The organism is Flectobacillus rivi (genome assembly GCF_030056655.1).
In the GTDB taxonomy this organism is placed as follows: domain Bacteria; phylum Bacteroidota; class Bacteroidia; order Cytophagales; family Spirosomataceae; genus Flectobacillus; species Flectobacillus rivi.
The window spans coordinates 239,290-263,891 of record NZ_JASHIE010000011.1; the positions used below are offsets into that span (position 1 = coordinate 239,290).

Sequence of the window (24,602 nt, forward strand, 5' to 3'; positions counted from 1 at the left end):
TAGAGGGAAACTCTTACGAATGTCGAATTCTTTCCCAAGAAATAAATTTATACTGTTGAAATAAAATGATTGCTATTATAGAAAAGGCTGTGGCAATCACTAAAGTTCCCACCAAGGTCTTTGCAATATAATAATGTATCAAGCCAATAGTTGGCATGACAAAGATAAGGTTAAAAAATCTTATCCAATTATTCCCTTTTGCATTGGAGTTGGTAGCCTCTACAGAAAATGGTAGTCTGAAACTTTCTTTAAAAACACTAATGGCGATATAAAGTAATGTAACTGAGATATTGAGATACACATCTTTTAAACAAGTGATACCTTCCTTTACTAACATGATCGTAGTAATCAAAATATAAAGCGGCACAATAAAACGAATAATAACTGAGCGATAAGCCCCAACGAGTAATTCCCCTGGATTTTCTATTGGCATAATTTGATAAATCCAAGAAGCTTTCCAGTTGTCCGACAAAAAGATTTGCTGCACAATCATACTAAGCGTAAATGTGGTGTAATACAGAATCATTAATCGGTTTACATCCACTGTCAAAGTATCATTGTAATAACGAATGGTAAAAAGAATCAACAAGCCCAAAGAGGGATAAGCTCTTAGCTTGAACCTTCTATCCCTCGTAACAATCGTCCAGACAAGCTCAAAAGCGGATTTTTCTAGAATAGAGTGTTTGAACAATTTGTGAATCTTACTGAAGAAATCACGAATCAGGAATTTAGCTGAAGCCGTTCGAGTATCGACCGTTGCAAAATATTGGATAGACGTGAGTCTATTTGCAAAAAAAGGAGCCAAGTATTTATTAATCAGCACCATTGCGATGATGGGAAACAATATACCCAGAAAAATAAAATTCAAGTGATGCCAATCTTTCACGTGATAAACATAGCTATCCAAGATATGGGCATACCATGCAGGAGGTGCAAAATAGTGCCAAAACTTTACGCTAGAAGGCTGAAAAATATCTTCTACAGAAATTTTAGATTGTCCAGAAATAAACTGATAGCCTATTGAAAGGCTGAGCGTAAAGAAAATCTGCACATAAATGATAATATCTTTAAAGCGTTCAGGATTAACCAGTTTGGATAAAAAAATGTAGAGTCCACTAGAGATAAAGACTGAAATTAGACACAGAAAGCTTACCCCTATCAGAAAGAGTAAACCTACTACAAAACCCATTTTTAGGGCTAATACAACAGCGAGCCCAATCGCGTTCGCAAACGTCAACAGCCCAAGAAATATCAATAAATGAAGTAGTCGAGAAATCCAGATTGTTTTGGGGTCTACTGGTCTGGACAATAAAGTTGAATTGTCCTGATTATCAAAAAGTACTTCTGCAAAATCCGCCAACATATTAAAGCAAATCATAAACATCATATAAGTAAAACACATCAGTAGCATATTAAATACTGTTTGCTTTACTGAGAATATCACGATTGCATACAAGAAACTAAAAACTGCTTGGATAATGGAGGTTTTGAGGAATGTTCTATGATTAGATTCCTCCTCTATTTCAGGCTCGAAAACGGAGTTTTCATCTTCCTCAGGATTTTCGGAGATTTCAGCAGCACGTGGATTTTTTATCCAAAAACCTCTTGTTTCAATTAATAACTTTACTTCGAGTATAGCACGAAGTGAGGTGTAATCAACACCAATATTTATAAAAAACCAACGAAATTTATCTAATAAGTATAATATAAATTTAACCATAGTTCAGTTGAGTAAAATAAGGATAGCAGGACATCCTAAGCAATTTCGATGCGTTAGCAAATGAGGGATCGCCCCAATCATTTACTTTATATCATCCAACACCGAAACAAACAACTCTGCATTGTCTTTAATATGTGAAGTGTTTCCTGTTAAGTTACTAAAAATCGATTCTAAAGAGCCAGTTGCATTTTGTTGCAATTCTTCGAAAGTACCATCAGCTATTATTTCGCCTTGGTTGATTACGATAATTCTGTCTGAAATTTTTTCTACTACATCCATCAAGTGCGATGAATAAAAAATCGTCTTTCCTTGGAGTTTTAGCTTACCCAAAATCTCTTTTACCAGCAATACTGCATTGGGATCTAATCCAGAAAGTGGTTCATCCAAAATAATCAAATCGGGATTGTGCATCATTCCAGCTATCAATTGGACTTTTTGCTTTGAGCCTTTCGAAAATACACTCATACGTCTGTCAGCCATATTGCCTAACTCAAATACTTCAAGCATTTTGGGCGAAATTTCGGCAATCTTATGATCAGACATTTTATGCAAGCGTCCTACAAATCTCAGGTATTCCAGCGGAGTCAATTGCTCGTACAATTGTGCATTTTCGGGAACATAGCCGACTTTCTGCTTTACTTCAAGCGAGTGTGTTCGGATATTATACCCAAGTACACGAACCATACCCGAAAATCCAGTTACCATTCCAATCAATGTCTTCAGCGTAGTACTTTTCCCTGCTCCGTTAGGTCCGATATATCCAACAATTTGACCATGATTTACCGTGAGGTTTAGTCCCTTTAGAACTTCCTTTTCACCGTAATTCATACTCAAATTTTCAATCTCTATCACAGGGCAATCAATATTCATTATTATCAGGGGTTAGAAATTCTCTACTCTATTAAAATTGTGGTTCGTGAAAATTTCATTAAAGTTAATCTACTTTTTTGTAAAGTATATTTTTTCATGAAAAAATACCGTAAAACATAGAACAGATTAGAACAGTAATGGAAAAATTTCTATCTTTGCTAAATGGATAAATCATATCATTTATCCTATATCTTATAAAAATAAAGCAATCATTTAATATATTCCTCTATGCTTTTACTAGGAATCGACATTGGTACATCTTCCATTAAAGCTTCGGTTGTAGATGGCGACACAGGTCAATTGGTGACCTCAGCACAATACCCTGATACCGAGAACACTATCTCTTCACCCTTCTCTGATTGGGCTGAACAAGACCCTGAAATGTGGTGGAATTGCGCAGTAAATGCCATCCAGCGTTGTAATAATTCGGGCAAATACAACCCCAAAGATATTCAAGCGATCGGTATTGCGTATCAAATGCATGGATTAGTTATGGTCGATAGAGAACACCGTGTGCTTCGTCCATCGATTATTTGGTGTGATAGTCGTGCGGTGGAAATTGGTAATAAAGCATTTCAAGAAATTGGAGAGGAAAAATGTTTATCTCATTTACTCAATTCTCCTGGGAATTTTACAGCCTCAAAATTAGCTTGGGTAAAAGCAAACGAGCCAAGAGTATATGGTTCTGTTTACAAGATTATGCTGCCAGGTGATTTTATAGCGATGAAACTCACCAATTCAATTACGACTTCAAATTCGGCACTTTCAGAAGGTATTTTTTGGGACTTTAAAGAAAATGCTATTTCTGAAGATATACTTAAATATTATGGTTTTCCTAAAACTGTTTTACCTGAATTAAAACCTGTATTTTCAAATCATGGCGAGGTGAGCAGTTCTATGGCCGACTTGACAGGCTTAAAGGCAGGAACTCCTGTTTGTTACAAAGCAGGTGACCAACCTAACAACGCCTTGTCGCTGAATGTCCTTGAACCTGGTGAAGTAGCAGCTACTGCTGGCACTTCTGGTGTAGTTTATTCAGTTTCTGACCAAGTTAGTTATGATCCACTTTCACGTGTAAATACATTTGCACACGTCAATCACCAATTAGATGGGCTCAATCGTTTGGGAACATTGTTATGTGTCAATGGGACTGGTATTCTGAATCGTTGGATGCGTGATCAAGTTGCGCCACAGTGGTCATATAGCCAAATGAATGAGGCGGCATCAGCCATCAAAGCAGGTGCGAATGGTCTGACAATTTTACCATTTGGCAATGGAGCGGAAAGAGTGCTTTCAAACAAAACTATTCATTCGACCATAACTGGGCTTAATTTTAATGTGCATACCACTGCCCATTTGATTCGTGCTGCACAGGAGGGTATTGCATTCTCCTTAAAATATGGTGTTGATATTATGGCAGAAACAGGCACAGCGCCTACCGTTATTCGTGCAGGCAAGGCCAATATGTTCTTAAGTAACGTATTTACGAAAGCGTTAGTTAATACTATCGGCGTGGCAGTTGAGTTATACGATACAGATGGTGCAAAAGGTGCAGCTTTGGGTGCAGGTATTGGAAAAGGATTCTTTGCTCAGCCAAAAGAAGCATTCGAAAATATGAAATCAATCGGAAGCGTAGAGCCAGAAAAAGAGTTACAAGAACAGTATCAATCTGTATATGCAAACTGGAAAAGTATTTTGGACAAACAGCTTAAGAATTAACTATGAATTAGTAGCGTACGAAGGATTCTAAAACTGTTTATTTCGGATGTCGGATGTTGGATTTCGGAAGTGTAAAATTCTATATTTTGTAAAAAATAAAGGTATTTTTTTCCGAAATCAGAAATCCCCAATCTGAAATAGTTGGAATCCTTCTTACATCTCTAATTTTTGATATAAGATTTTGACTATCAACACTTTGCATTTACAATAATTTCACAATCAGCTTTTAATATATCTAATAGGTTTATAGAAGCTTATGCCTAAGGCTTACGGCTTATAGCCTAAGGCATATTAATGCAATTCCATTTTGAGCTTATTTTCAATTTCCCACAGGCTTGCAACTTCAGTTACACGCCTGTGGGAGTTGAAAATATTAGACCGAAGGATATTCCCAAGGTTTGCGATATTCTCTTTTTAATAACTTATTGGCCTCGGGGTCATTAAGAATAATTTCTTTCTCGCCATCCCAAATAATACTGCGACCTACTTTAGCAGAAAGCATACCCAACAAACTCATATTGGTTGAACGGTGTCCTACTTCAATATCACAAAGAGGTGATTTATGGGTTTTGATAGACACCAAGAAATTTTGCCATAATTCACGGATATTCTGGTCATCGGGTTTGTTAAGGACTGGATCCTCATGCAAAATTGGTTTGTTTTTATTGGCAGGATAAAAAGTCCAGCCATCTTGCCATCCCATGTGAAAAGTCCCTTCTGTTCCATAAAAGTAACAACCTACATTGGTATGCTCAGCTTCGTTGGCAGCAAACAATCGGTGCTCCCATGAAACGTGAAAGTTTTCAAACTCATAATTTACCAATTGCATATCTGGCGCATCCGTATTGTCTTTGCGAATATGTCGTGCCATGGTTGAGTAAATTTTTCGAGGATATTTTTCTTCCATACACCAAAGGATCTGATCCATCCAATGTATTCCCCAATCGCCAAGTTGTCCATTTGAAAAGTTGAGAAATTGTCTAAATCCTTTCGGATGAATTACTTTGTTGTACGGAATCAAAGGCGCTGGACCACAATACATATCCCAATCTAATCCTTGGGGGACTTCCGAATTAGGAACTACCGTACCCGCGCCTCCGCCATAGTGCACAAATGCCCGAATCATACCAATTTGTCCAACTTTTCCAGAACGAATAAAATTCATTCCTGAAATATTATGTGGAGAAACTCGCCTGTGTGTTCCCACTTGCACAATTCGGTCATATTTACGTGCAGCATTTACCATAGCTCGACCTTCCATAATGGTATGCCCAATAGGCTTTTCGACATAGACATTCGCACCAATTTCCATCGCCGCGATAGCAATTAAAGGGTGCCAGTGATCGGGCGTTGCTACAATTACGATTTCAGGTTTTTCTCGATGAAGCAATTCTCTAAAATCCCGGTAACGCTTAGGACTATCGCTACATAGCGTAGAAACTTCTTTAAGTGCATTGTTTAATTGATTTTCGTCGACGTCGCACATTGCTACCACCTGCGACTCACCAGCTCTGATGGCTTCGCGGAGGATATTCATACCCCACCAACCTGTGCCAATAAGGGCGGTCTTATATCTATTGACTTTTGAGGACAATGCGGGTAGCAAAGGCAAACTTGAGTAGTAAAGGCTTGCAGAGGAAGAATATTTGATAAAATCTCGTCTTTTCATAGTTTTTGAAGGGTTAAAATCTCAATATACTGATTATCAAGGAATCTTTTATGAGTTTTTGCAGGTGAATAAAAAGCCACGCAGATAGATAATGTGTTTTTTTGACACTCACACAAAAAAATCTTCACTAATTGAAAGTAATTTTACTGTAAACGACGCTTTCTTCCTTAAAATAATGTATATTTGACGTATAGGCTTCATACTTAATCACCGCCAATATTATGTTACGAAAAGCCCTTACTTTTAGTGATAATCAAGAAACTATCGATCAAATAGAGCAAAAACTGAGAAGTATGGAAATAAGTACTTTGGGGATTTTTGCTGTAACTGAGCATACGTTCTCCAAATCACTCATTAAATCCAAGCCTGATTTTATCTTTGTTGACGCTTCTTATTTTGAAACATCTGAATTTAATATTTTCTCCCAAACAGAGCATTTAAGTCATTTATTTGGAAGTTCCTCAATCATTATTTTATGTAAAATTCTTGACTCTACCATCCAGCGAAACTTTATACAAGCAGGTGCACAGGATTGTATTTTGTGGAATGATTTTTTACAAAGTGATATAGAAAAGAACTTATTTTTTGCACGAGAGAGACAGATACTAAGAAGTCGTTTCAAGAAAATAGCAAATGATTATAAGCAACTTTTTGATGCGAATCCACTTCCTATGTGGGTGTATAATGCTGAGAATGGGCAGTTTATTAAGGTAAATGATGCTGCTTGTCAAAAGTACGGATATACGACAAAGGAGTTTTACCAACGCTCTATTCATGATTTGGCGGCAAGTTCATTAGACAAAAATGTCATCATTTCAGATCATGTTGTCACACATCTTACTAAGTCTGGAGAGGTTATTTACGTAGAGCTCACTTCGCACCCAACCATCTATAAAGGCACTGATGCGGTATTGGTATTGGCGCATGATGTGACTTCGAGAGTCAAAGCTGAACAAGAAAAAAACGTTGCCTCAAAACAACTCTTCCTCATTTTTGAGCATTCTTCCGATGCAATTTTACTGACTGATAGTGAGGGAAAAATCCTAGAGTCGAATAGCACTTCCGAAGAACTCTTTAATGCTTCGAAAGCATTTCTTCAAGGCAAATCGCTAGAAGAAATTGTCAAGCCTGAGTTCAATACTCCTTTTGTAAGTTTATGGGAAAAATTTCATACGATTGGAAAGCATGAAGGTAAAATTTCGTTAAAATCAAGCCATAATGATACGAAAATTGCCTCTTGGCGTGCACTCGCCAATATCAGAGAAGGGATTCATCTGCATATTTTTAATGATGTTACTGAATCTGAACTTAAAGCTAGAGAAGATGAATTAAACAGTAGAATTCTCTCTTCTATCAAAGATTCGTTTACACTCAAATCTACGCTCAATGCCATTAGTAACAATATTCGCTTATTTACTGGTTGGGAAAATGTAGAATTTTGGCTTCCCGATTCTCAAAATCAGGTTTTATTTCTTGCTAGTGCATCTGCCAATCCTAATAATGCCCAGTTTGTTAATTTTGCGGAAGCTTCTCGTAACAGAACGAGAGGTTTCAAAGAAAAAAGTATCTCCAATAATTCTTGGATAAGTAGATCTGCCTATTGGTTTAGCGACTTGTATCATCATGAAAGTTTTAGTCGCCAAGAGCTTTTAGATCCCAAACTTGATTATACAGCCGTTTCGATTCCAATTTTCGAAGCTCCAAACAGTGAGCAGATTGTTGGCATTATTATATTGATTACCGACCAAAAAGTCTCATACGATTCCTATCTCATAGCCGTATTATCGAAGGTAGCAGGTAGCTTAGGTAATCTTATCGAAAAGGTTAAAGCTAGAGAAGAACTTTCCAACCTATTTGACTATTCAGCAGATTTAATTTGTATCGCCGATAAAAATGGCTATTTAGTAAAAACCAACCCAGCCTTTACCAATGTACTAGGATTTTCTGCGGAGGAATTAAAGTCTAAAAAGTTTATAGACTTGATTCATCCTGAAGATCTCGAAACTTCATCCCATCAAATTGCCAAGCTTTACCAAGGGGAAATTATTCGTGCGCATGCTAATAGGTATCAGACCAAAGCAGGTACCTATCGCCACTTTGCTTGGGTGGCAGTGCCTGACCCCAATGGCAAACAAGTTTTTGTAATTGGGCGGGATGTAACGGAGTTAAAAGCTCAAACAGATTTAATTCTGAAAAATGCCGAGCAAACCAGAAATATGCTCGAAAGTATCACTGATGGATTCATTTCAGTAGATAAATCATGGAATGTAAACTATTGGAATGCATCGGCTGAACGTATTTTAGGTATTGCTAAAGAGGAAGTTCTGAATCAGAATTGTTTAGTATTATTACAAGACTTATCTCCCAAACTAGCCACCATGATTGAGGAGGCTAGTCAAAAGCATACCTCTTTATTTCTAGAAACATACCTTTCAAAGCAAAATATTTGGATAGAATCTACCGCATACCCTTCAAATGAAGGAATATCAGTGTATATTCGTGACATAACTCTTGCAAAAGAACACAGTCTCGCAATTGCCACTATGCAAAAGAATTTAGAAGCCATTATTAACGCTACAACCGAATTGATTTGGTCGGTTGATAAAGAGTATAACTTGACCATTGCCAATAAAGCTTATGTTGATATGTTATCAGATTTGGTTGGTAACCCTATCAATTTAGATACCTCTTCCGCACGTAAGTCCCTTGGCGAAGCCATTAAAGCAAAGTGGTACGCCTATTATGAACGTTGTATGAAAGGAGAACCACACTCTGTAATTGAGGACTTGGCTACCTACCACCCTTCTGGAAAACGCTTGAGAGCCATTGTAAATTTCAATCCCATTTATGACCATCAAGGTAACGTTACAGGAGTAGCATGTTTTGCAAAAGACATTTCTGAATTAACTCAGAAAATGGAAACTATCGACCAACAATCTAACCAGCTGAAAGAAATTGCCTGGTTTCAATCTCATGCGGTAAGACAGCCATTGGCCAAGATTCTTGGTATTGTTGACTTTTTGGAAGTAACAGAAGCAGCATTAGATGAGGAAACTATGCAGCTACTAACAGACCTGAAAGGCTCGGCTCAGGAGCTAGACGATGTGGTAAAAACTATCGTCAATAAAGCACAAAGAAATGATTAACTCGGTGGGTGCTTTTGGCAATAAAACATAGACATTCGGTAATATATTTTCAGTATTTACACATCAACCCATTTAAACTTTTAAAGAATTTAATTGGGTTGACGTGTTTTTTATCATTTTTCGTGACAAATCAATGAATCGCAATAGCGTCCCACATCATATCAATACAAACTGTCACCTCCTCGTCTTTCAAGTTGTGTACCTGACATGAAAGCTCACCTACAGCTCCACACAACATCATTATAATTAGATGAGAGGAAAAGTTTTTGATTAGTGCCTCTTTTTGCCCAGTCTCTATTAATTCATAAAGGGGTTTTAGTGCCTTATCCTCCTCCGCAATAATGGCTTCGTTATCGCCTTCATTATAAGGAGAACGAGCATATTGTTCAAAAAATACTTGCACTTCTGGATGAGTAGCTACACGATTGATGTAATTTCTCAAGGCAGCCTTAAACCTATCCTTGAATGGCACATCTTTGGGGAGGTTTTCAAAAGAAAGCTCTGTTTCCTTTTTGACCAAATAGACATAAAGGTTGTTGATTAGGTCTTTTTTGTCCTTAAAATAGATATAAATTGTTCCAGTAGCAACGCCAACTTCCTTGGCGAGAAGGCTCATTTTTAATCCAGAAAGGCCAATTTTGGAAATCATTGTTAGCGCTTTTTCCAAAATCATTTTTTCTTTTAATTCATCTTTAGTTCTCATACAATTAAAATAAGGTATTGTTACTTAGTGGTTTATTCAAAACTTATTTGGTATATATCTTTAGCAATACGGTCAAATAGAGAGGCAATTGTTGGCTGGAGGTCTAATATAATTAGAATAATTCCAAATTTTATCAAAATTCCTCAAGTTTAAAACTTTTCTGTACAATATGTTACTAATATTGTAACAACTAATTAAGCTACATAAGAATATGAAAGATTTAATGAGACAAAGAACTTCTTTGAAAGAAGAAATAGAAATCGCTCTAAACGCACAGTGTAAAATGGAAGCCGAAGCTTCGCAAAAGTATTTGGCGATGGCTTCGTGGCTCGACCGCAATGGATTTGAGAAATCTGCTGAATATCTTTATGCTCAAGCAGAGGAAGAACGTGAACATTTTTTAAAACTTTTCAAATATATCAATGAAGTTGGTGGTACTGCAATCACACCGACTATTGGCGAAGTGATTCAAGAATACCCTTCATTTAAAAGTGTATTTGAAGCTGCACTTCAAAGCGAAATTTCTGTCACAAATGCAATCAACAAGATTGTGGCAAAATGTCGTGAAGAAAACGATTACGCTACAGAACAATTCATGATGTGGTATGTGGTAGAACAAAGAGAGGAAGAGAAAAATGCTCGTCGTGCCTTGGAATTGTTTGATTTGATTGATGTAGAAAGCGCTACAGGAAAATTTGCCTTAGATAAAGAAATTGGCAAAATTGGCTCGGAAGAATAATGATTTAAGTATAATACAAATAGGGTGCGACTTGAGTCACACCCTATTTGGGAAAAAGATAAAGTTTCTATTTTAGCTTTTCAAACTTATACCCTCGCATTTGCAATTCAGAAATTAGTTTTTCCAATTTGTCATAAAATTTATCGGTCCGCTTCTCTCCTACGCCTACGTGTGTGAGCAACAAAGCTCCATTTAATCCTGTGCTTGTTTTTTCTTCAAAATTGAAAATTCTCCGATAAATCTCCTCTGAACTCAAATAGTTTTTAGCATCAGGAGTAGTATAATCTGCTTGTGAAGATGTTCCTCCTGTATTATTGACAAGCTTCAATCCCATTTCAGCTGTCCAATCGCTAATGCTTTGGTTGTACCATTCGTAAGCTGGCATAAAGTAATTGATTTGAGCAAAAGACAATCCAAACTTTTTGAGCTCGTTTAAATTATTTTGTAAATCATTCATAAAGGTTGTCTTATCAACCAATAGCGAATCCCGTTTTTCCCAAGGCGCATACAACAAATGTCTGTCAGAATGTGGTCCTACATAATGTTTTTGTTGAATCATCTGCTTGACAGTAGTTTGAAAAGATGGATTTCTCAAATAATCACCTGTCAAAAAGAAGTTGGCCTTGATACCTTTTTTTTGTAAAACATTCAAGATAATAGAAGCTCCCTCATTAAATTCATGTGCCGTAAAGCACAGATATATCTCCTTTTTGGTAGTATCCATTCGTACAATTCCCCCCAATGCTTGAAGGTTGTTTTGAGGTTGTAATTTTTGTCCTTCTTTTTCATAAAAAGAAAGTAAAAAAGACAAGCTAGCGGTTCCATCCATCGTAGGTTCATCGGTAGAATAATCGCCAAAATCGTCATGATAAACTGCCAGTTTCGATTGAAAATCAGCATATTCATCTGGATGATATAAGGTTATCCCTATCAATTTACTCCAAATAGAGCCATAAACAGGACCATCGACCAAGCCACCATCAATTTTGTAATTGTATAGATGCGTAAAAGCCGAATGAGGGTCAGTCGGTGTGAGTTTAGACGTCGGAAATCCACAAATCATACTGGTTCCCCATGGGTTACAACCCATCAACCAATCACATAGCGCCATTTCCATAGCCTGATACTTGGTTGAGCCAGTCAGTTGTCGAAACAAAATCGCTTGTGTTAAAATCCCTGCCACATAATTGTTGGAACACCAAACAAAGGGCACGCCATTGAGAAATGGGGTATTTTTCCCTCGCTGAAAAACCTTTTCCAAACCTAGCTCTATATAACTGGCAAAAGCCTTGTCCTTTGCTTCTTTTGCCATGAAATAATGTCCTAAATTGACAAAAGGATACCACTGATAGTGTCGTGCGGTATCTGCACCCATCCAAGGCGTAGTAGGCTCCTGATGACCAAAATTGGACGCCTCCTGCCAGATTTCAGATTTCTTGGTTATTTTGGCTAATTGTGTCGCCGCCAATTCCATATCATCAACCCAGTTGTCTTCTTCATAAAAATAGGGTGCTCCTCCTGGCGCTGTTTGAGATACCCCAGGTTTTTCTTTACCAAAAGTGTAAGCATCCAAGGCTCTTGCTTTCAGTGATTCGGCAAATTGAGGATAATATTTCGCTAAAATTTCGCTTCCTAGGGCAAATGTAGAGGCAAACTTCCCAACAGAGGAAGCCACTCCAGTTGTACGGTTTTTGTGTTTATATCCTTGGATTTTTCCTGTAATAAAATACACAGGGCGCGCTAAACCTTGATTTGTAGCGTATTGTACTTTGTCGAGATTGGGCAATCTCAAGCCTCGGTGGTCACGATCATCGGCTAGTTGATTGTAGTACTCATGAGGTGCAGGATTCATTTTTACTAGCCAATCTAAGCCCCATTTGGCTTCATCCAAAATATCGGGTATCCCATTTTTTCCTGCATTTCCCCACGCATCATAATGGTCTTGATATACCTCAGGATTTTGTTGATAGGCAAATAACATCTGAAAAGTAGCATTGGCAGAGGTTGTCACATATTGCAAATAATCCGAAGCATCATGCCAGCCTCCAGACACATCAAGATGGGTTGAATCTTTTTTGGGGTCAGGATGATAAACGATAAATCCGTCTTCTCGATGGCAAGAATCTTTCAAAAAAGGGTTATATCCACTTCGTTGCTGACGCATATATTTCAGGATAAAATCAGCCGAGCCTCTAAAAACCTCCGCATCTATCCGAAAGACAGGAGATTGAGCACTAGGCGTTTTTAGGTAATAACTACCCGTTTTTTTAAACCCTGAAAAATCTAATCTAGCTGTTGACTGAAATGGACCGTAAGCGCCTGCTGAAACTACCGTTTTTGATTGATAGACGACTTTTTGCGTTTTAACATCAATTAACTCGAACCTACTTGGTAGTTGTATGTCTTTACTGACCCAAACTGCCGTTTTGGGATAGTTGGGCAAATATCCTAATTGATTAATTCGTATCCATTGGTTGGTTTGCCCAAGGATTGTCAAAGAGAGTAAATTAAATAGGAAAATGAAGTGTAATTTTCGTAGCATCTTTTTTCCACTAATTTATTCAAATCCTAGAACAGACTACACAGGTTTGTAGGGAGTAAGCATTGATAAGAGACAAAAGAAAGTTTTTTATTATTGTATCACTTTAATACAATAAAATATTTATATTTACCTAAATTATTATCCAATGAAACAATTTATACAACTTATCGCTTTCTTTCTTGCTTTCGAATGTATTGCTCAAAAGCAAGAACCTACTTTTAAGGTAAACGTCAGCCAAGTTGAATCAGAAGTATCTCCCACTATGTGGGGGATATTTTTTGAGGATATCAATATGGGCGCTGATGGTGGCATTTATGCTGAATTAGTAAAAAATCGTTCATTTGAATTTTTCAAACCACTCATGGGATGGAAAATAACCAGTCCCAATACGCTACAAGGATTCTATCTTGGGAGCGAAATTACGATTGTAAATCAACCTGAAAAAGCATCGACAAACCCGCGTTATCTTCATGTCAACTTAAAGAACCCGAACCCTCAAAGTCTTGGTATTTCGAACGAGGGCTTCAGAGGAATGGGTATCAAAAAAGGACTCAGATATGATTTTTCTGTTTTTTATCGACAGAAAACTGCCCATACGGTATTAGTTATAGAATTGGTGTCATCTAGCGGTCAAATAATAGGACAAACTAAAATTTTGCCCAATGATACCAGTAACGAATGGCGAAAACTAGAAACTAGTTTTACCGCCAATGAAACTGACGCCAAAGCCAAACTCAATATATGGTTTGAAGGTAATGGAGAAATTGATTTAGATATGATTTCTCTTTTTCCGAGTGATACTTGGAAAGGAAGAAAAGAAGGACTAAGAGCAGATATGGTACAAATGCTAGCCGACATGAAACCTGGATTTATTAGATTTCCTGGCGGGTGTATTGTCGAAGGACATGATTTGTCGGTTAGATACCAATGGAAAAAAACATTAGGCCCCATCGAAAATCGCAAACTGATCGTCAATCGTTGGAATTATGAAATGGCACATCGACTAGCTCCTGACTATTTCCAGACTTTTGGTTTAGGTTTTATGGAATACTTTCAGTTGGCTGAAGACATAGGTGCTGAGCCCTTACCAATACTCAACTGCGGAATGGCTTGTCAATTTAATTCTGGAGAGTTAGCACCATTAAATCAGCTTGAGCCTTATATACAAGATGCTCTCGATTTGATTGAGTTTGCCAACGGCGATTCAACGACCTTTTGGGGAAAAGTTCGTATTAATCTTGGACATTCAAAGCCTTTTAATCTAAAAATGCTTGGTGTTGGCAACGAAAACTGGGGCACGCAATACATTGAAAGATTAGAGATTTTCAAGGAAAAACTTCAAGCTATTTATCCCAATATCAAATTGGTTTGTAGTACAGGACCGTTACCTAACGGACCACTTTTCGATTACTTGAATCCAACACTACGAAAAATGGAGGTTGGTTTTGTCGACGAACATTTTTATAGTCGTCCAGAATGGTTTTTTGCTAATGCCAAAAGATATGATAGCTACGACAAGAAGACTAAAACCAAAGTGTTTGCAGGTGAATATGCCTCGCAAAGTGTTGGAATGGTTAGTCCTGAAAATAAAAACAACTGGCTTACGGCATTATCAGAAGCGGCATTTATGACAGGTATGGAGCGAAATGCTGGAGTTGTCCAGATGGCGTCTTATGCTCCTTTGTTTGCACATATTGATGGTTGGCAATGGACACCGAACTTAATTTGGGTCGATAATCTAAAATCAATGGCTACGCCCAATTATCATGTTCAAAAAATCTATAGTAATTACAAAGGAACACATACGGTTTCGATGCTATATAAAGACAAACAAGTTTCGGCAGGACAAGACAGTTTGTTTGCTTCTGCCGTAATTGATAAAAATAGTCAAGAATTGATTCTTAAGATTGTAAATCAATCCAAAGAAAAACGTCAAATTTCTATTCAAATTGAAGGGCTCAGTAAATTACCCAAAGCTGCTAATTTGATAAAACTAGAAAATGAAAATCTAGAAGCCCTCAATACGCTAGAACGTCCAAATGAGATTCAAGCAATTGAAAATACTATTACATTATCAGGGAAAAATGTAGACTTAGCAATTGGTGGGTATTCATTTACCACAATTCGGTTAAAAACCAACGCTAAATAATCAGAAAACGGCTAGAAATTTCTAGCCGTTTTTTTTATAACTCATCATATTTTTTGTTGCTACCCAATGCCTTTTCGATGGGGTATTTCTCGGCATTTTTCATGAGCTTTTTAGTAACGATTTCTTTTACATCAAAACCATATTTTTCTGCTAACAAAAAAGCCGCATAAAAGACATCAGCAAGTTCCTCCTCGATTTTTTCAATTTTAGCTTCCTCAGGTTTTTTCCATAGAAATACTTCCAAAAGTTCAGAGGCTTCTACATTGAGACACATCGCTAGGTTGCGTGCATCATGAAACTGCTCCCAGTCACGCTCGTCTCTAAACTTGATAATTTGTTGAATAATTGCCTGTATATCAGATGGCGAGTTTGTAGTCATTGTTTTTAAATTAAATGCCTTTTTATAACTCAGTATCTAACGATGTTAAGAAATTATCTTCGTTAAAACCAATCTTCATGAATTTCCCATCAGCCTCGGCAAACATTTCTTTGTTAGCAATGGTGACATTAAAACCTTTCAGATAAAGATATGCCTCAATTGCATCTATCTGATTAGACACCTCGTATTGCTCCAAAAACTCCCCTATTACGGTTACTTCTCGCTCAATGCCAATTTCCTCAAATTCTTCTTTAATTTCATCAGAAAATGTCACTGTCAGCAGCATAATACCTTGTCCATAATCTGCTAAGAAATAACCATCTTGACCAAACATACCACAAGCAATTAAGCCCAAGTCGTAAAGTTCATTCTCATTTGAATCATACTGAGGTACTGTAAGGTGTGAAATATCAAATCTTTCTCCTAATTGTTTCAAAAGTAAAGAATTGGCAATAATCTCGGGCGTTTGTTGTAAATGCTGATTTTCCCAAGCCCATAGCCATGTTCCACTCGATTTTGAAAAAGAACCATACACCTGCATAGGAAATGTATAATCCTCAAACATAATGATTCCTTTTTCGAGATTAAACGACCAAGGTATCCCTTCTGTCAAATCGGCGAAATCTCTTTGTTTATCGATTGATAATGGAGCAAAATTGTCAAACAAATCCCAAAATATTAACTTTTCAGTGTCGGTAGGAATCGAACTAATACCCTCTTTTGTTAATGATCCTTGTGTAAGGACTATTTCATTGATATGCTTTAGTGTATTTTTCATTAGCTATAAATTTAAGCATTCAGGTTAGCAAGTAGGAAAAATGCCTTCCAAAAAATAAGTAAGTATACAAAATGAGTTGGTAATTTAGTCTAAAAATTGGTATTTAATTTTTAGCAAGAAAAAAAACTAACCACAATTTTCGGCGCTGAAAATACCCAAAACGCTATTCTAACCTCATGAGTGCCACATAAGTTTCGATTCCATTCCAAATGTTCTGGATTCTGATGTTCTCATTTTCAGCATGTTGGTTATTATCATGATTAGCAATAGGAACGGTAATCGTAGGAGTTCCCAAATGTTTTTCGAACAAAAATAAAGGTAAACTTCCCCCCAAACTTGGCATTAAAACTACCTCATCGGAAACCGTGGTTTGTACAGCTTTGATCACAATTTGCGCTATTGGCAAATCCATCTTGGTACGTTGAGCATTATATCCTTTTCCCAACACTACACGAGCAATCAGTGGATATTTCAGTCTTTCTTCATCGGTGATACTCTCATTTTGGGTAACATAATAGCCTTGTGACTTGATATGGTCTATCACTTTTTGTGCCTGTCGTTGTGCATCATTTCCCAAAACCAAACGTAAATCTAGAGCAGCAGTTGCCGAGGTAGGAATCACATTCGCCACCATTTTACCTACATTCGCGCTCGAAATCCCATTGATATTGAGTGATGGCAAATTGATCAATTCAGCCAAAGTTTTGCCACCTCCTTCAGGACGAACAAAGCCCAATTCCTGTTTCATTTGGTCATCAACAGCAGGAACTTTCGCCAAGGCTTTTTTCTCCAAATCGGTAAAAGGAACTACATCATCATAAAAGCCTTTGATCAAAACTTTTCCATTATCATCTTTCATGGAAGCTAATAATTTCACGAGCAAATTGGCAGGATTAGGAGCCCAGTTGCCGTAGTGCCCAGAGTGTAAAGGTCGTTTTGAGGCAAAAACTTTGATTTCCATACCAATATCGCCACGTACCCCAAACACTATTTGTTTTTTGCCAGATTGGTGCACAGGTCCGTCACAAATAATCCAAAGGTCAGATTTGAGTTTATCTTTGTGCTTTTCCAAAATTTCGGATAAATGCGTTGAGCCTGCTTCCTCCTCTCCTTCAAAAAAGAACTTTAGATTTACCGTTGGTTTTATTTCCAATTTATTTAATACTTGATAGGCAGATAGTATCGAAAAAACGCCTGCTTTATCATCAGAAGCACTTCGTCCATAAATACGCCATTCAGGATTAATGGTATCGGTTGGTTGTGGGTCAGGAATAATCTTCCCTCCCTTTTCTAAAGAAGCATCCAGAAATACCGATTTAAAAGGTGCTATTCCCTCCGCCCACTGATTAGGATTGACAGGCTGGCCGTCATAATGCGCATAGAAAATAACTGTTTGGGTTGCATTGGGTACTAATACTTCACCATAGATGGCAGGAGGAACGCCCTTGGTCTTTGCATCCAAAAGTGTGGTTTTGATTCCTCTATCTTCCATCATTTTGACAATATAGGAGGCAGTTTTTTGAATCCCTACAGTATCATAAACCACATTAGGAATAGATAACAAACCTTTAAACTCATTAAGCAAGGCATACTCGTTAGCTTTTCTGTAATTTCTTACTTGCTCATTGAGTTTTGACTGAGAAAAAATGGCAGTACTTTGCAGCAATAAAAAGGATAGTAATACTTTTTTCATAAGGTAGTTTGTTTGTGTTAATCGGGATCTAATATTCTTACTTTCACTTAAAAAATGGTAATTTACAGAGTCATTCCTAAAATCACGCAAATTCTAAACTTAATTTAAGATATACTGGTATGAAAAAAAGCATTTTCTACACGCTAATTAACTTTTTGTCTTTATCTCTTATCTTCATTTTTTCTAATTCAACAACTAAATTTTTATGAAAAAACTTTCCTTTTATGCACTTTTACTGGGTATTCTTCCAAGTATTGGATACTCACAAAATGCAACCAAACGTAACTTAAAACCGAAAGATGTATATCAAATCAAATCGGTTTCTGATGCCAAAATCTCTCCAGATGGAGCTTGGGTTTCTTATACCCTGACTTCTGTAGATTCAGTTAAGAATAAAAGAAGCTCAGATGTTTGGATGGTCAGCTGGGATGGAAAAGAATCTATTCAGCTAACCAATTCTCCTGATGGCGAATCACAAGCCAAGTGGAGTCCTGACAACAAATACATTTCATTTGTATCTGCAAGAAATAGCTCATCTGGTAGTCAAATCTGGTTGCTCGACCGTCGTGGAGGAGAAGGAAAACAACTCACTAATCTCAAAAACGGTGATTTACAAGAATATGCGTGGAGTCCCGATGGGAAAAAAATCGCTTTGGTATTAGAAAGCAAAGCCGATACCTCAAAACCAAAAACGCCTAAGCCTATCGTTATTGACCGTTTTTTATTTAAAAAAGACGTAGAAGGCTACCGTGAAAGAACATTCTCCAATATTTTCCTATTTGATGTCGCAACCAAAAAGATTGACACGCTGACTAAAGGAAACTATGAAGTAAGTTCGATTGCTTGGTCGCCTGATGGCTCTAAAATCGCTTTTATAAGTAATAGAACTGCGGACCCTGACCGCAATGAAAACTCTGACATTTTTGTCATAGAAACGAAAGCAAAAAGCGAAGCAAAACAATTAACCACTTGGACAGGTAGCGATAATGCCCCCGTTTGGAGTCCAGACGGAAAAACCATTGCTTATCTACGTAGTACCGCCTCAGAGGACTATATTATGTATGACCACTCGGTGCTATGTACCATCAGTGCTGATGGCGGTGAGCCAACGTTATTGAGTAAAAATTTAGATAGACCAGTCAACACACCAAGATGGGCAAAAGATGGAAAATCTATCTATGCTTTGGTGGTGGATGATCGCTACCGCTATTTAGCCAATTTCTCGTTGTCAGGAAATATGAAAAAAGTTTCTGAAGACAAAGGAATCTACTCCTCTTTGGAATCACACCCAGCAGGCAATTGGCTTTCTTTAGTAACAACGCCTGAGCTTCCAGCTGAGATTTATGCCATTGAAAATGGACAAAGAAGAGCCTTAACGAATCATCATGAGGCATTCTTTAAGCAAATTAGTCTTGCAACAGTAGAAGGATTTAGCTCAAAAAGTAAAGATGGCGCTACCGTATCAAGTATTTTGTATCGTCCTGCCAATATCGATCCGAAGAAAAAGCTTCCTACAATCTTCTTTATTCATGGTGGTCCAGTTTCTCAAGATGAGTTTGGATTTGATTTGAGTAGACAAATGTTGGCATCGGCTGGTTATGCAGTTGTTGGAGTTAACTATCGTGGCAGCAATGGTCGTGGTTTGGAATATTGTAAAGTCATCAGTGGCGATTGGGGTAATAAAGAAGTACTAGATATTCTTGGCGCAGTGGATTATACGGTAAAAAATGGTATTGCAGACCCTGAAAAATTAGGAATTGGCGGTTGGAGTTATGGTGGTATTTTGACAGATTATACCATTGCAACAGACACCAGATTCAAAGCAGCGGCGAGTGGTGCAGGTGTTGCCATGATTTCGTCAATGTATGGTGTCGATCAATATATTTTGCAATACGAACACGAAATTGGTTCGCCGTGGAAGAACTTTGACAAATATGTAAAGCTTTCTTATCCTTTCCTAAAAGCAGACAAAATCAAAACTCCTACACAATTCATGGTTGGAGAAAGTGACCATAACGTTCCTGCAGTTGGTAGTGAGCAAATGTATCAAGCCTTAAGAACAATTGGTGTTCCAACAGAATTAATTGTATATCCAGGTCAATTCCATGGTATATCGGTGCCAAGTTACCAAGTAGATCGCTTCGAAAGATATATCAAGTGGTTTGATAAATACCTGAAATAGTATTCTGAAAATGGTAATATAATAAGAGTCATCCCCAATTTTTAGGATTGGGATTATTCTACAAGTTTTTATCAAAAAAGCGGTCGAAAAATATTTTTCGACCGCTTTTTTGATGCTACAATGTTAGACATGACTAGGTTTTAGACGCAATCATTGCGTCTCTACTGATGGAATACATATTTTTACATAATCACTCCCTCAATCTCTAAATTCGAGATGACTCTTGTTTTTGTCTAAGGCCTAAATTTTAAATTACATCCAAGAGCCTAATATGATTTATCAGGCTTTTCTTTAATTTTAGTAAAAAATCTTCTATTACTATTTGAACTATGACAAAAACATTTCTTGGACAAACAGCCATCATTACAGGAGCTGGTATAGGTATTGGATTCGAAGTTGCTCGTTTGTTAGCTATGCGTGGAGCCAATATTGTCTTAAATGATATGGACGAAAACGCAGCCAAGAATGCTCAAAAAGCCATCCTAGACTCAGGAGGCAATTGTGAAATTGTGGTAGGTAATAGTGCCGATTTGTCCATTATTCAGCAATTAGTTCAAAAAGCCACTGAGTGTTTTGGTAAGTTGGACTTGGTAGTTGCTAATGCAGGTATTACCACGTTTGGTGATTTTTTCGAGTATCAACCAGCTTCCCTCAAACAGCTCTTGGATGTCAATTTATTTGGTAGCTTTTTTCTTGTACAAGAAGCGGCAAAAGCCATGAAAAACCAACAATCTGGAGGAAGTATTGTTCTTACCTCTTCAGTCACTGGTCATCAGGCTCATCCATTTTTGGCTGCTTATGGCATGACAAAAGCCGCTATTGAGCAATTAGCCAAAAACCTTGTGATTGATTTGTCACCACTAGGTATCAATATAAATACGGTAGCGCCAGGTGCCACTTTAACTGAAAGAACTTTAGAGGATAAAGATTATTTATCGACATGGTCACGTATTACACCTATGGGAAAACCTGCCACTGTGCAAGATATTGCAGAGGCCATGATATTCTTACTTTCTCCACAAGCCAGACACATAACTGGACAAAGTTTGGTCGTTGACGGCGGCTGGACTGCCGTTGGCGTATCTCCTTATTAAATAATCAATATTTTGCCTTATTTTTCGTTTTTCTTAAAGTTCATTAAGTAGTCTCAGTTTTAACCCAGTCTGTAATTCTCTCTAGGAACGTATGAAACAGAATTTTATTCAATCAAGAAATTACCTCCTACTTCTTCTCATAAGTATTGGTATACTTTGGGGATGTAGTAGTTCAAACAATGATCCTGCGCCTGCTAATCAATACTTGGTCAGCTCCTCAGTTGTTGGTGAGTATACCACAGCACAACTAAGTGCACGAGTGGACGGCGCAGCCTTGGGCTCTGACAATGCGTTGGTAATCGGTGTAGTGAAAGGTCTTATCAAAAATCCTATCAAGGTTATCAAAGTAGTGTACAATACCAAAGGTGTGGACGGGAAAGCGATTCAAGCTTCAGGTTTGGTGATTTTTCCAAAAACGACCGAAAGCGTACCTTTGATTAGTCAACAGCATGGAACAATCGCCGACAAAAACGATGCGCCATCCTTGTATGGAACCGCCAGTGAAGCATACCAACTAGCATCTATTGTGGCATCTAATGGTTTCATTATTGCTTGCCCAGATTACATTGGTTATGGAGCAAGTGCCAATTTGGATCACCCTTATGAACACAGAGAAACCTTGGCACAAGCGAGCTTAGATATGTTGAGAGCGGCAAAAGAATTAATTGCCCAAGAAAAAGCTGCTTGGAGCCAAAAAGTAATGATTACAGGTTATTCAGAAGGAGGTTTCGCAACCATGGCATTGCAAAAGAAAATGGAAGAGCAATTTCCGAATGAGTTTAATTTGGTGGCCTCATCATGCGGGGCAGGTGCGTATAACAAAACTGCCTTTATGAATTATATCATCAACCAAAAAACACATGGTATCGCTCAATATAACTCATTATATATTTGGGTAACCATGGCCTATAATTCCATTTATGGATTAAATCGCCCAGCTTCCTATTATTTCAATGCGCCTTATGCAGCTGATGTTGCCAGTAAAGGTCCACAAGCCTCTATTCCTGTGAGCATCAATTTGGCTTATGCGGATACGTTCAGAAATGGCATCAATAACGGTACCGACACACAATACATTACTGGTGTAAAGGACAACGATATTTTTGACTGGAAACCCAAAACCTCAACTCAATTGTATCATGGAACAGCTGACCAACATGTGTTTTATTTCAATTCTGAAACAGCAGCAGCAGCCATGAAAGCAAAGGGAGCAGCCGATGTAACGCTGATCACAGTTCAAGGTACTGACCATTTTACTACCTTACCAAATTATCTTTTAGGGACACTTACCTTCTTTACTAGTAAAAAATAATCAGAACCTCCTTCGGGAGGTTTTTCTTTTATACAGCAAAATAATTTAGTCTAAAAACCATCAATAATTGCTTTAAAAGCCATTTTTATTAAATAATTGTAAAATAAATCTTACCTTTGCCTGTTAGGTCAAAAATTTAGATTTTACGAATTATGCAGCTTTCATTGGTCTCAGAAATGCCGGGGTTGGAAAAGAAGGTCTTTTTGGATGTTTTCGCCAAGGCATATTTTGATAGAAGATTACATCGTTACCGTCTTAAAACTATAGACGGTCAACTGATTCCTGCTGACCTGACCATTGGATGCACCAACCATGTAATTTCTCAATTTCCTGAAGGGACTATTTATAAATTAGATGTTAGATTAGTTCAAAAAAATGGTCGTCAGCCTTATTTTTTGACCTTAAATCATAAAAAAGTTCAGCGTGCTATCGAATTTTTTGAATATAATTTACAGGTGCAAACTGGAAAAATGGAGTGCAAAATCAAAAAAACAGTAGTTTTTGAGAAAAAGAAAGCACACAAACCTCTTCCACCGACAGATATAGATATTTTCTAAAAATACATTTTTTGAGCCAATCTGTAGGTATTACAATGCGCCTCAACTATATCCGTAATTTTGGGTGAATACCCTCCTCCCATCGATACAACTATTGGCAGCCCTGATTTTTGCGCCTGCTCAAATACAAACTCATCTCGTCGCTTACAGGCTTCCATACTTACCGACAACTTTCCAAGCTTGTCAGTAGCCAAAATATCCACACCAGATATATAAAATAAAAACTGTGGTTGAACTCGTTGAATCAATCTGGGCAAAGTATCATATAACAAATTTAAATAGGTGTCGTCAGTCGTGTAAGTGGGTAATTCAATATCCAAGTCAGATATTTCCTTGTGCAATGGATAGTTTTCTTTGCCATGCATCGAAAAAGTAAATACCCTTGATTCGTTCGCAAATATTTCAGCCGTGCCATTACCTTGGTGAACATCCAAGTCAATCACCAAAATCTTGGAAATACCTTTTTCGGACATCAAAAAATGGCTTGCAACTGCCACATCGTTTAGCAAACAAAAACCCTCTCCTTTGTCTGAATACGCATGATGTGTGCCGCCTGCTACGTTCATGGCAATTCCATTTTCAAAAGCAAAATCTGTACAATCAATCGTTCCTTGCGTAATAATCGTTTCACGTAAAATGAGTTGCTCAGATAACGGAAGACCAATTCTTCTCACCATTTTAGCATCAATCGTCAATGCTTTTAAGGATTCCCAATAGCTTTGTTTATGAGCTTTCAGGATATATTTTTCTTGTACAGGTTGTGGCTCGAAAAAGTTGTCAGCTACACAAGATCCTTCGTATATAAGTTGTTCAGGAATTAGCTCATACTTGAGCATCGGAAAGCGATGACCTTCGGGCAATGGAAGTTGATAAATAGGAGAATGGGCAATTTTTAGCATTACAAATAATTAAAAAAGTTACTAGTTAATAGGATATCAGTTAGTACTCACCATCAGAAGGATGATTACTGGACAAAACGAGTAAAGAACATTCAGATGTTTGGACCTCGCCAATGAATTTTATGAAAACAGTTTTAAACTGTTTAAAAAGTAAGTCTAAGACCAAGTCTTGAACTAGGAACTTCAATGTTGTTCAGTAATCAGAGATATAGTATCTATTTAATCTTTCCTGTCACTTAACTCAAAATTTTAAGCATTACGAACATAAAATAAACAAGCTGTTTCCCTAAAAGTTTCCAATTCCAGCATAGTTTCCTCTAAATCCGAGGAGTTATTCATATTACGATTGTATCTCTATCGGTTTATGCAAAGAGACAAATTTCTCATGGTGGGCGACTTAAGTCGCCCACTATGAGAAAAGGCGCTCGAAAAATAAATTTCGAACGCCTTT

Annotated in this window: 17 protein-coding genes; 8 read left to right on the forward strand and 9 right to left on the reverse strand. The window is 37.4% G+C overall.

The window, feature by feature from the left end; all coding sequences use genetic code 11:
* Positions 1–13: 13 nt before the first annotated feature.
* Both QM481_RS16680 and QM481_RS16685 read right to left on the reverse strand, forming a co-directional pair.
* Complete coding sequence (locus QM481_RS16680; protein WP_283382538.1) at positions 14–1,720, reverse strand: hypothetical protein; 1,707 nt, start codon at positions 1,718–1,720, stop codon at positions 14–16.
* A gap of 81 nt (positions 1,721–1,801) precedes the next feature.
* Positions 1,802–2,590 (reverse strand): ABC transporter ATP-binding protein, encoded by a 789-nt coding sequence (locus QM481_RS16685; RefSeq protein ID WP_166553338.1) that lies wholly within the window; start codon positions 2,588–2,590, stop codon positions 1,802–1,804.
* 228 nt (positions 2,591–2,818) lie between these two features.
* Here QM481_RS16685 and QM481_RS16690 point away from each other — a divergent pair, with 228 nt between their 5' ends.
* The gene (locus tag QM481_RS16690) at positions 2,819–4,309 is read left to right on the forward strand and encodes a xylulokinase (RefSeq protein ID WP_283382539.1); all 1,491 of its coding nucleotides are present in this window, start codon (positions 2,819–2,821) and stop codon (positions 4,307–4,309) included.
* A 373-nt stretch (positions 4,310–4,682) separates the two neighbouring features.
* Here the strand turns inward: QM481_RS16690 and QM481_RS16695 are convergent, their stop codons facing one another.
* The gene (locus tag QM481_RS16695) at positions 4,683–5,978 is read right to left on the reverse strand and encodes a Gfo/Idh/MocA family protein (protein ID WP_283382540.1); all 1,296 of its coding nucleotides are present in this window, start codon (positions 5,976–5,978) and stop codon (positions 4,683–4,685) included.
* A 221-nt stretch (positions 5,979–6,199) separates the two neighbouring features.
* Here QM481_RS16695 and QM481_RS16700 point away from each other — a divergent pair, with 221 nt between their 5' ends.
* Positions 6,200–9,124: a PAS domain S-box protein gene (locus tag QM481_RS16700; protein WP_283382541.1), complete on the forward strand. Its 2,925-nt coding sequence runs from the start codon at positions 6,200–6,202 to the stop codon at positions 9,122–9,124.
* Between the two features lie 130 nt (positions 9,125–9,254).
* Here QM481_RS16700 and QM481_RS16705 read toward each other — a convergent pair whose 3' ends face one another.
* Positions 9,255–9,827, reverse strand: coding sequence for a TetR/AcrR family transcriptional regulator (locus QM481_RS16705; protein WP_283382542.1), 573 nt, complete (start codon positions 9,825–9,827; stop codon positions 9,255–9,257).
* 211 nt (positions 9,828–10,038) lie between these two features.
* On the opposite strand from QM481_RS16705, the gene QM481_RS16710 reads away from it, so the two are divergent.
* Entirely contained in the window at positions 10,039–10,566 is a 528-nt protein-coding gene (locus QM481_RS16710; RefSeq protein ID WP_283382543.1) for a ferritin, read from the forward strand.
* Between the two features lie 67 nt (positions 10,567–10,633).
* On the opposite strand, the gene QM481_RS16715 is transcribed toward QM481_RS16710, so the two are convergent.
* A complete protein-coding gene (locus QM481_RS16715) occupies positions 10,634–13,108 on the reverse strand; it encodes a bifunctional glycoside hydrolase family 9 protein/polysaccharide deacetylase (protein WP_283382544.1) in 2,475 nt (824 codons plus the stop codon).
* Between the two features lie 145 nt (positions 13,109–13,253).
* On the opposite strand from QM481_RS16715, the gene QM481_RS16720 reads away from it, so the two are divergent.
* Positions 13,254–15,257 (forward strand): alpha-L-arabinofuranosidase family protein, encoded by a 2,004-nt coding sequence (locus tag QM481_RS16720; RefSeq protein WP_283382545.1) that lies wholly within the window; start codon positions 13,254–13,256, stop codon positions 15,255–15,257.
* A gap of 34 nt (positions 15,258–15,291) precedes the next feature.
* Here QM481_RS16720 and QM481_RS16725 read toward each other — a convergent pair whose 3' ends face one another.
* The 3 genes from QM481_RS16725 to QM481_RS16735 form a co-directional block, all read right to left on the reverse strand.
* On the reverse strand, positions 15,292–15,636 hold the full coding sequence (locus tag QM481_RS16725) for a nucleotide pyrophosphohydrolase (protein ID WP_283382546.1): 345 nt from the start codon (positions 15,634–15,636) through the stop codon (positions 15,292–15,294).
* A gap of 22 nt (positions 15,637–15,658) precedes the next feature.
* Positions 15,659–16,414, reverse strand: coding sequence for a DUF6882 domain-containing protein (locus QM481_RS16730; RefSeq protein WP_283382547.1), 756 nt, complete (start codon positions 16,412–16,414; stop codon positions 15,659–15,661).
* A gap of 163 nt (positions 16,415–16,577) precedes the next feature.
* A complete protein-coding gene (locus QM481_RS16735; RefSeq protein ID WP_283382548.1) occupies positions 16,578–18,107 on the reverse strand; it encodes a M20/M25/M40 family metallo-hydrolase in 1,530 nt (509 codons plus the stop codon).
* Positions 18,108–18,312: 205 nt separating this feature from the next.
* Between QM481_RS16735 and QM481_RS16740 the strand changes: the two genes are divergently transcribed.
* The 4 genes from QM481_RS16740 to QM481_RS16755 all read left to right on the forward strand — a co-directional run bounded on the left by QM481_RS16740 (position 18,313) and on the right by QM481_RS16755 (position 23,252).
* Positions 18,313–20,289, forward strand: a complete 1,977-nt coding sequence (locus tag QM481_RS16740) for a S9 family peptidase (RefSeq protein WP_283382549.1) — start codon at positions 18,313–18,315, stop codon at positions 20,287–20,289.
* 329 nt (positions 20,290–20,618) lie between these two features.
* On the forward strand, positions 20,619–21,383 hold the full coding sequence (locus tag QM481_RS16745; RefSeq protein WP_283382550.1) for an SDR family NAD(P)-dependent oxidoreductase: 765 nt from the start codon (positions 20,619–20,621) through the stop codon (positions 21,381–21,383).
* A 91-nt stretch (positions 21,384–21,474) separates the two neighbouring features.
* Positions 21,475–22,695 (forward strand): alpha/beta hydrolase family protein, encoded by a 1,221-nt coding sequence (locus QM481_RS16750; RefSeq protein WP_283382551.1) that lies wholly within the window; start codon positions 21,475–21,477, stop codon positions 22,693–22,695.
* A 152-nt stretch (positions 22,696–22,847) separates the two neighbouring features.
* The gene (locus QM481_RS16755) at positions 22,848–23,252 is read left to right on the forward strand and encodes a hypothetical protein (RefSeq protein ID WP_283382552.1); all 405 of its coding nucleotides are present in this window, start codon (positions 22,848–22,850) and stop codon (positions 23,250–23,252) included.
* On the opposite strand, the gene QM481_RS16760 is transcribed toward QM481_RS16755, so the two are convergent.
* Positions 23,249–24,151, reverse strand: a complete 903-nt coding sequence (locus QM481_RS16760) for a histone deacetylase family protein (RefSeq protein ID WP_283382553.1) — start codon at positions 24,149–24,151, stop codon at positions 23,249–23,251. The genes QM481_RS16755 and QM481_RS16760 overlap by 4 nt on opposite strands.
* Positions 24,152–24,602: the final 451 nt, after the last annotated feature.

Bases quoted from the DNA above. Each gene is read 5' to 3' on its own strand.
- QM481_RS16680 (WP_283382538.1), bottom strand. From the start codon at position 1,720: ATGGTTAAATTTATATTATACTTATTAGATAAATTTCGTTGGTTTTTT.
- QM481_RS16685 (WP_166553338.1), bottom strand. From the start codon at position 2,590: ATGAATATTGATTGCCCTGTGATAGAGATTGAAAATTTGAGTATGAAT.
- QM481_RS16690 (WP_283382539.1), top strand. From the start codon at position 2,819: ATGCTTTTACTAGGAATCGACATTGGTACATCTTCCATTAAAGCTTCG.
- QM481_RS16695 (WP_283382540.1), bottom strand. From the start codon at position 5,978: ATGAAAAGACGAGATTTTATCAAATATTCTTCCTCTGCAAGCCTTTAC.
- QM481_RS16700 (WP_283382541.1), top strand. From the start codon at position 6,200: ATGTTACGAAAAGCCCTTACTTTTAGTGATAATCAAGAAACTATCGAT.
- QM481_RS16705 (WP_283382542.1), bottom strand. From the start codon at position 9,827: ATGAGAACTAAAGATGAATTAAAAGAAAAAATGATTTTGGAAAAAGCG.
- QM481_RS16710 (WP_283382543.1), top strand. From the start codon at position 10,039: ATGAAAGATTTAATGAGACAAAGAACTTCTTTGAAAGAAGAAATAGAA.
- QM481_RS16715 (WP_283382544.1), bottom strand. From the start codon at position 13,108: ATGCTACGAAAATTACACTTCATTTTCCTATTTAATTTACTCTCTTTG.
- QM481_RS16720 (WP_283382545.1), top strand. From the start codon at position 13,254: ATGAAACAATTTATACAACTTATCGCTTTCTTTCTTGCTTTCGAATGT.
- QM481_RS16725 (WP_283382546.1), bottom strand. From the start codon at position 15,636: ATGACTACAAACTCGCCATCTGATATACAGGCAATTATTCAACAAATT.
- QM481_RS16730 (WP_283382547.1), bottom strand. From the start codon at position 16,414: ATGAAAAATACACTAAAGCATATCAATGAAATAGTCCTTACACAAGGA.
- QM481_RS16735 (WP_283382548.1), bottom strand. From the start codon at position 18,107: ATGAAAAAAGTATTACTATCCTTTTTATTGCTGCAAAGTACTGCCATT.
- QM481_RS16740 (WP_283382549.1), top strand. From the start codon at position 18,313: ATGAAAAAACTTTCCTTTTATGCACTTTTACTGGGTATTCTTCCAAGT.
- QM481_RS16745 (WP_283382550.1), top strand. From the start codon at position 20,619: ATGACAAAAACATTTCTTGGACAAACAGCCATCATTACAGGAGCTGGT.
- QM481_RS16750 (WP_283382551.1), top strand. From the start codon at position 21,475: ATGAAACAGAATTTTATTCAATCAAGAAATTACCTCCTACTTCTTCTC.
- QM481_RS16755 (WP_283382552.1), top strand. From the start codon at position 22,848: ATGCAGCTTTCATTGGTCTCAGAAATGCCGGGGTTGGAAAAGAAGGTC.
- QM481_RS16760 (WP_283382553.1), bottom strand. From the start codon at position 24,151: ATGCTAAAAATTGCCCATTCTCCTATTTATCAACTTCCATTGCCCGAA.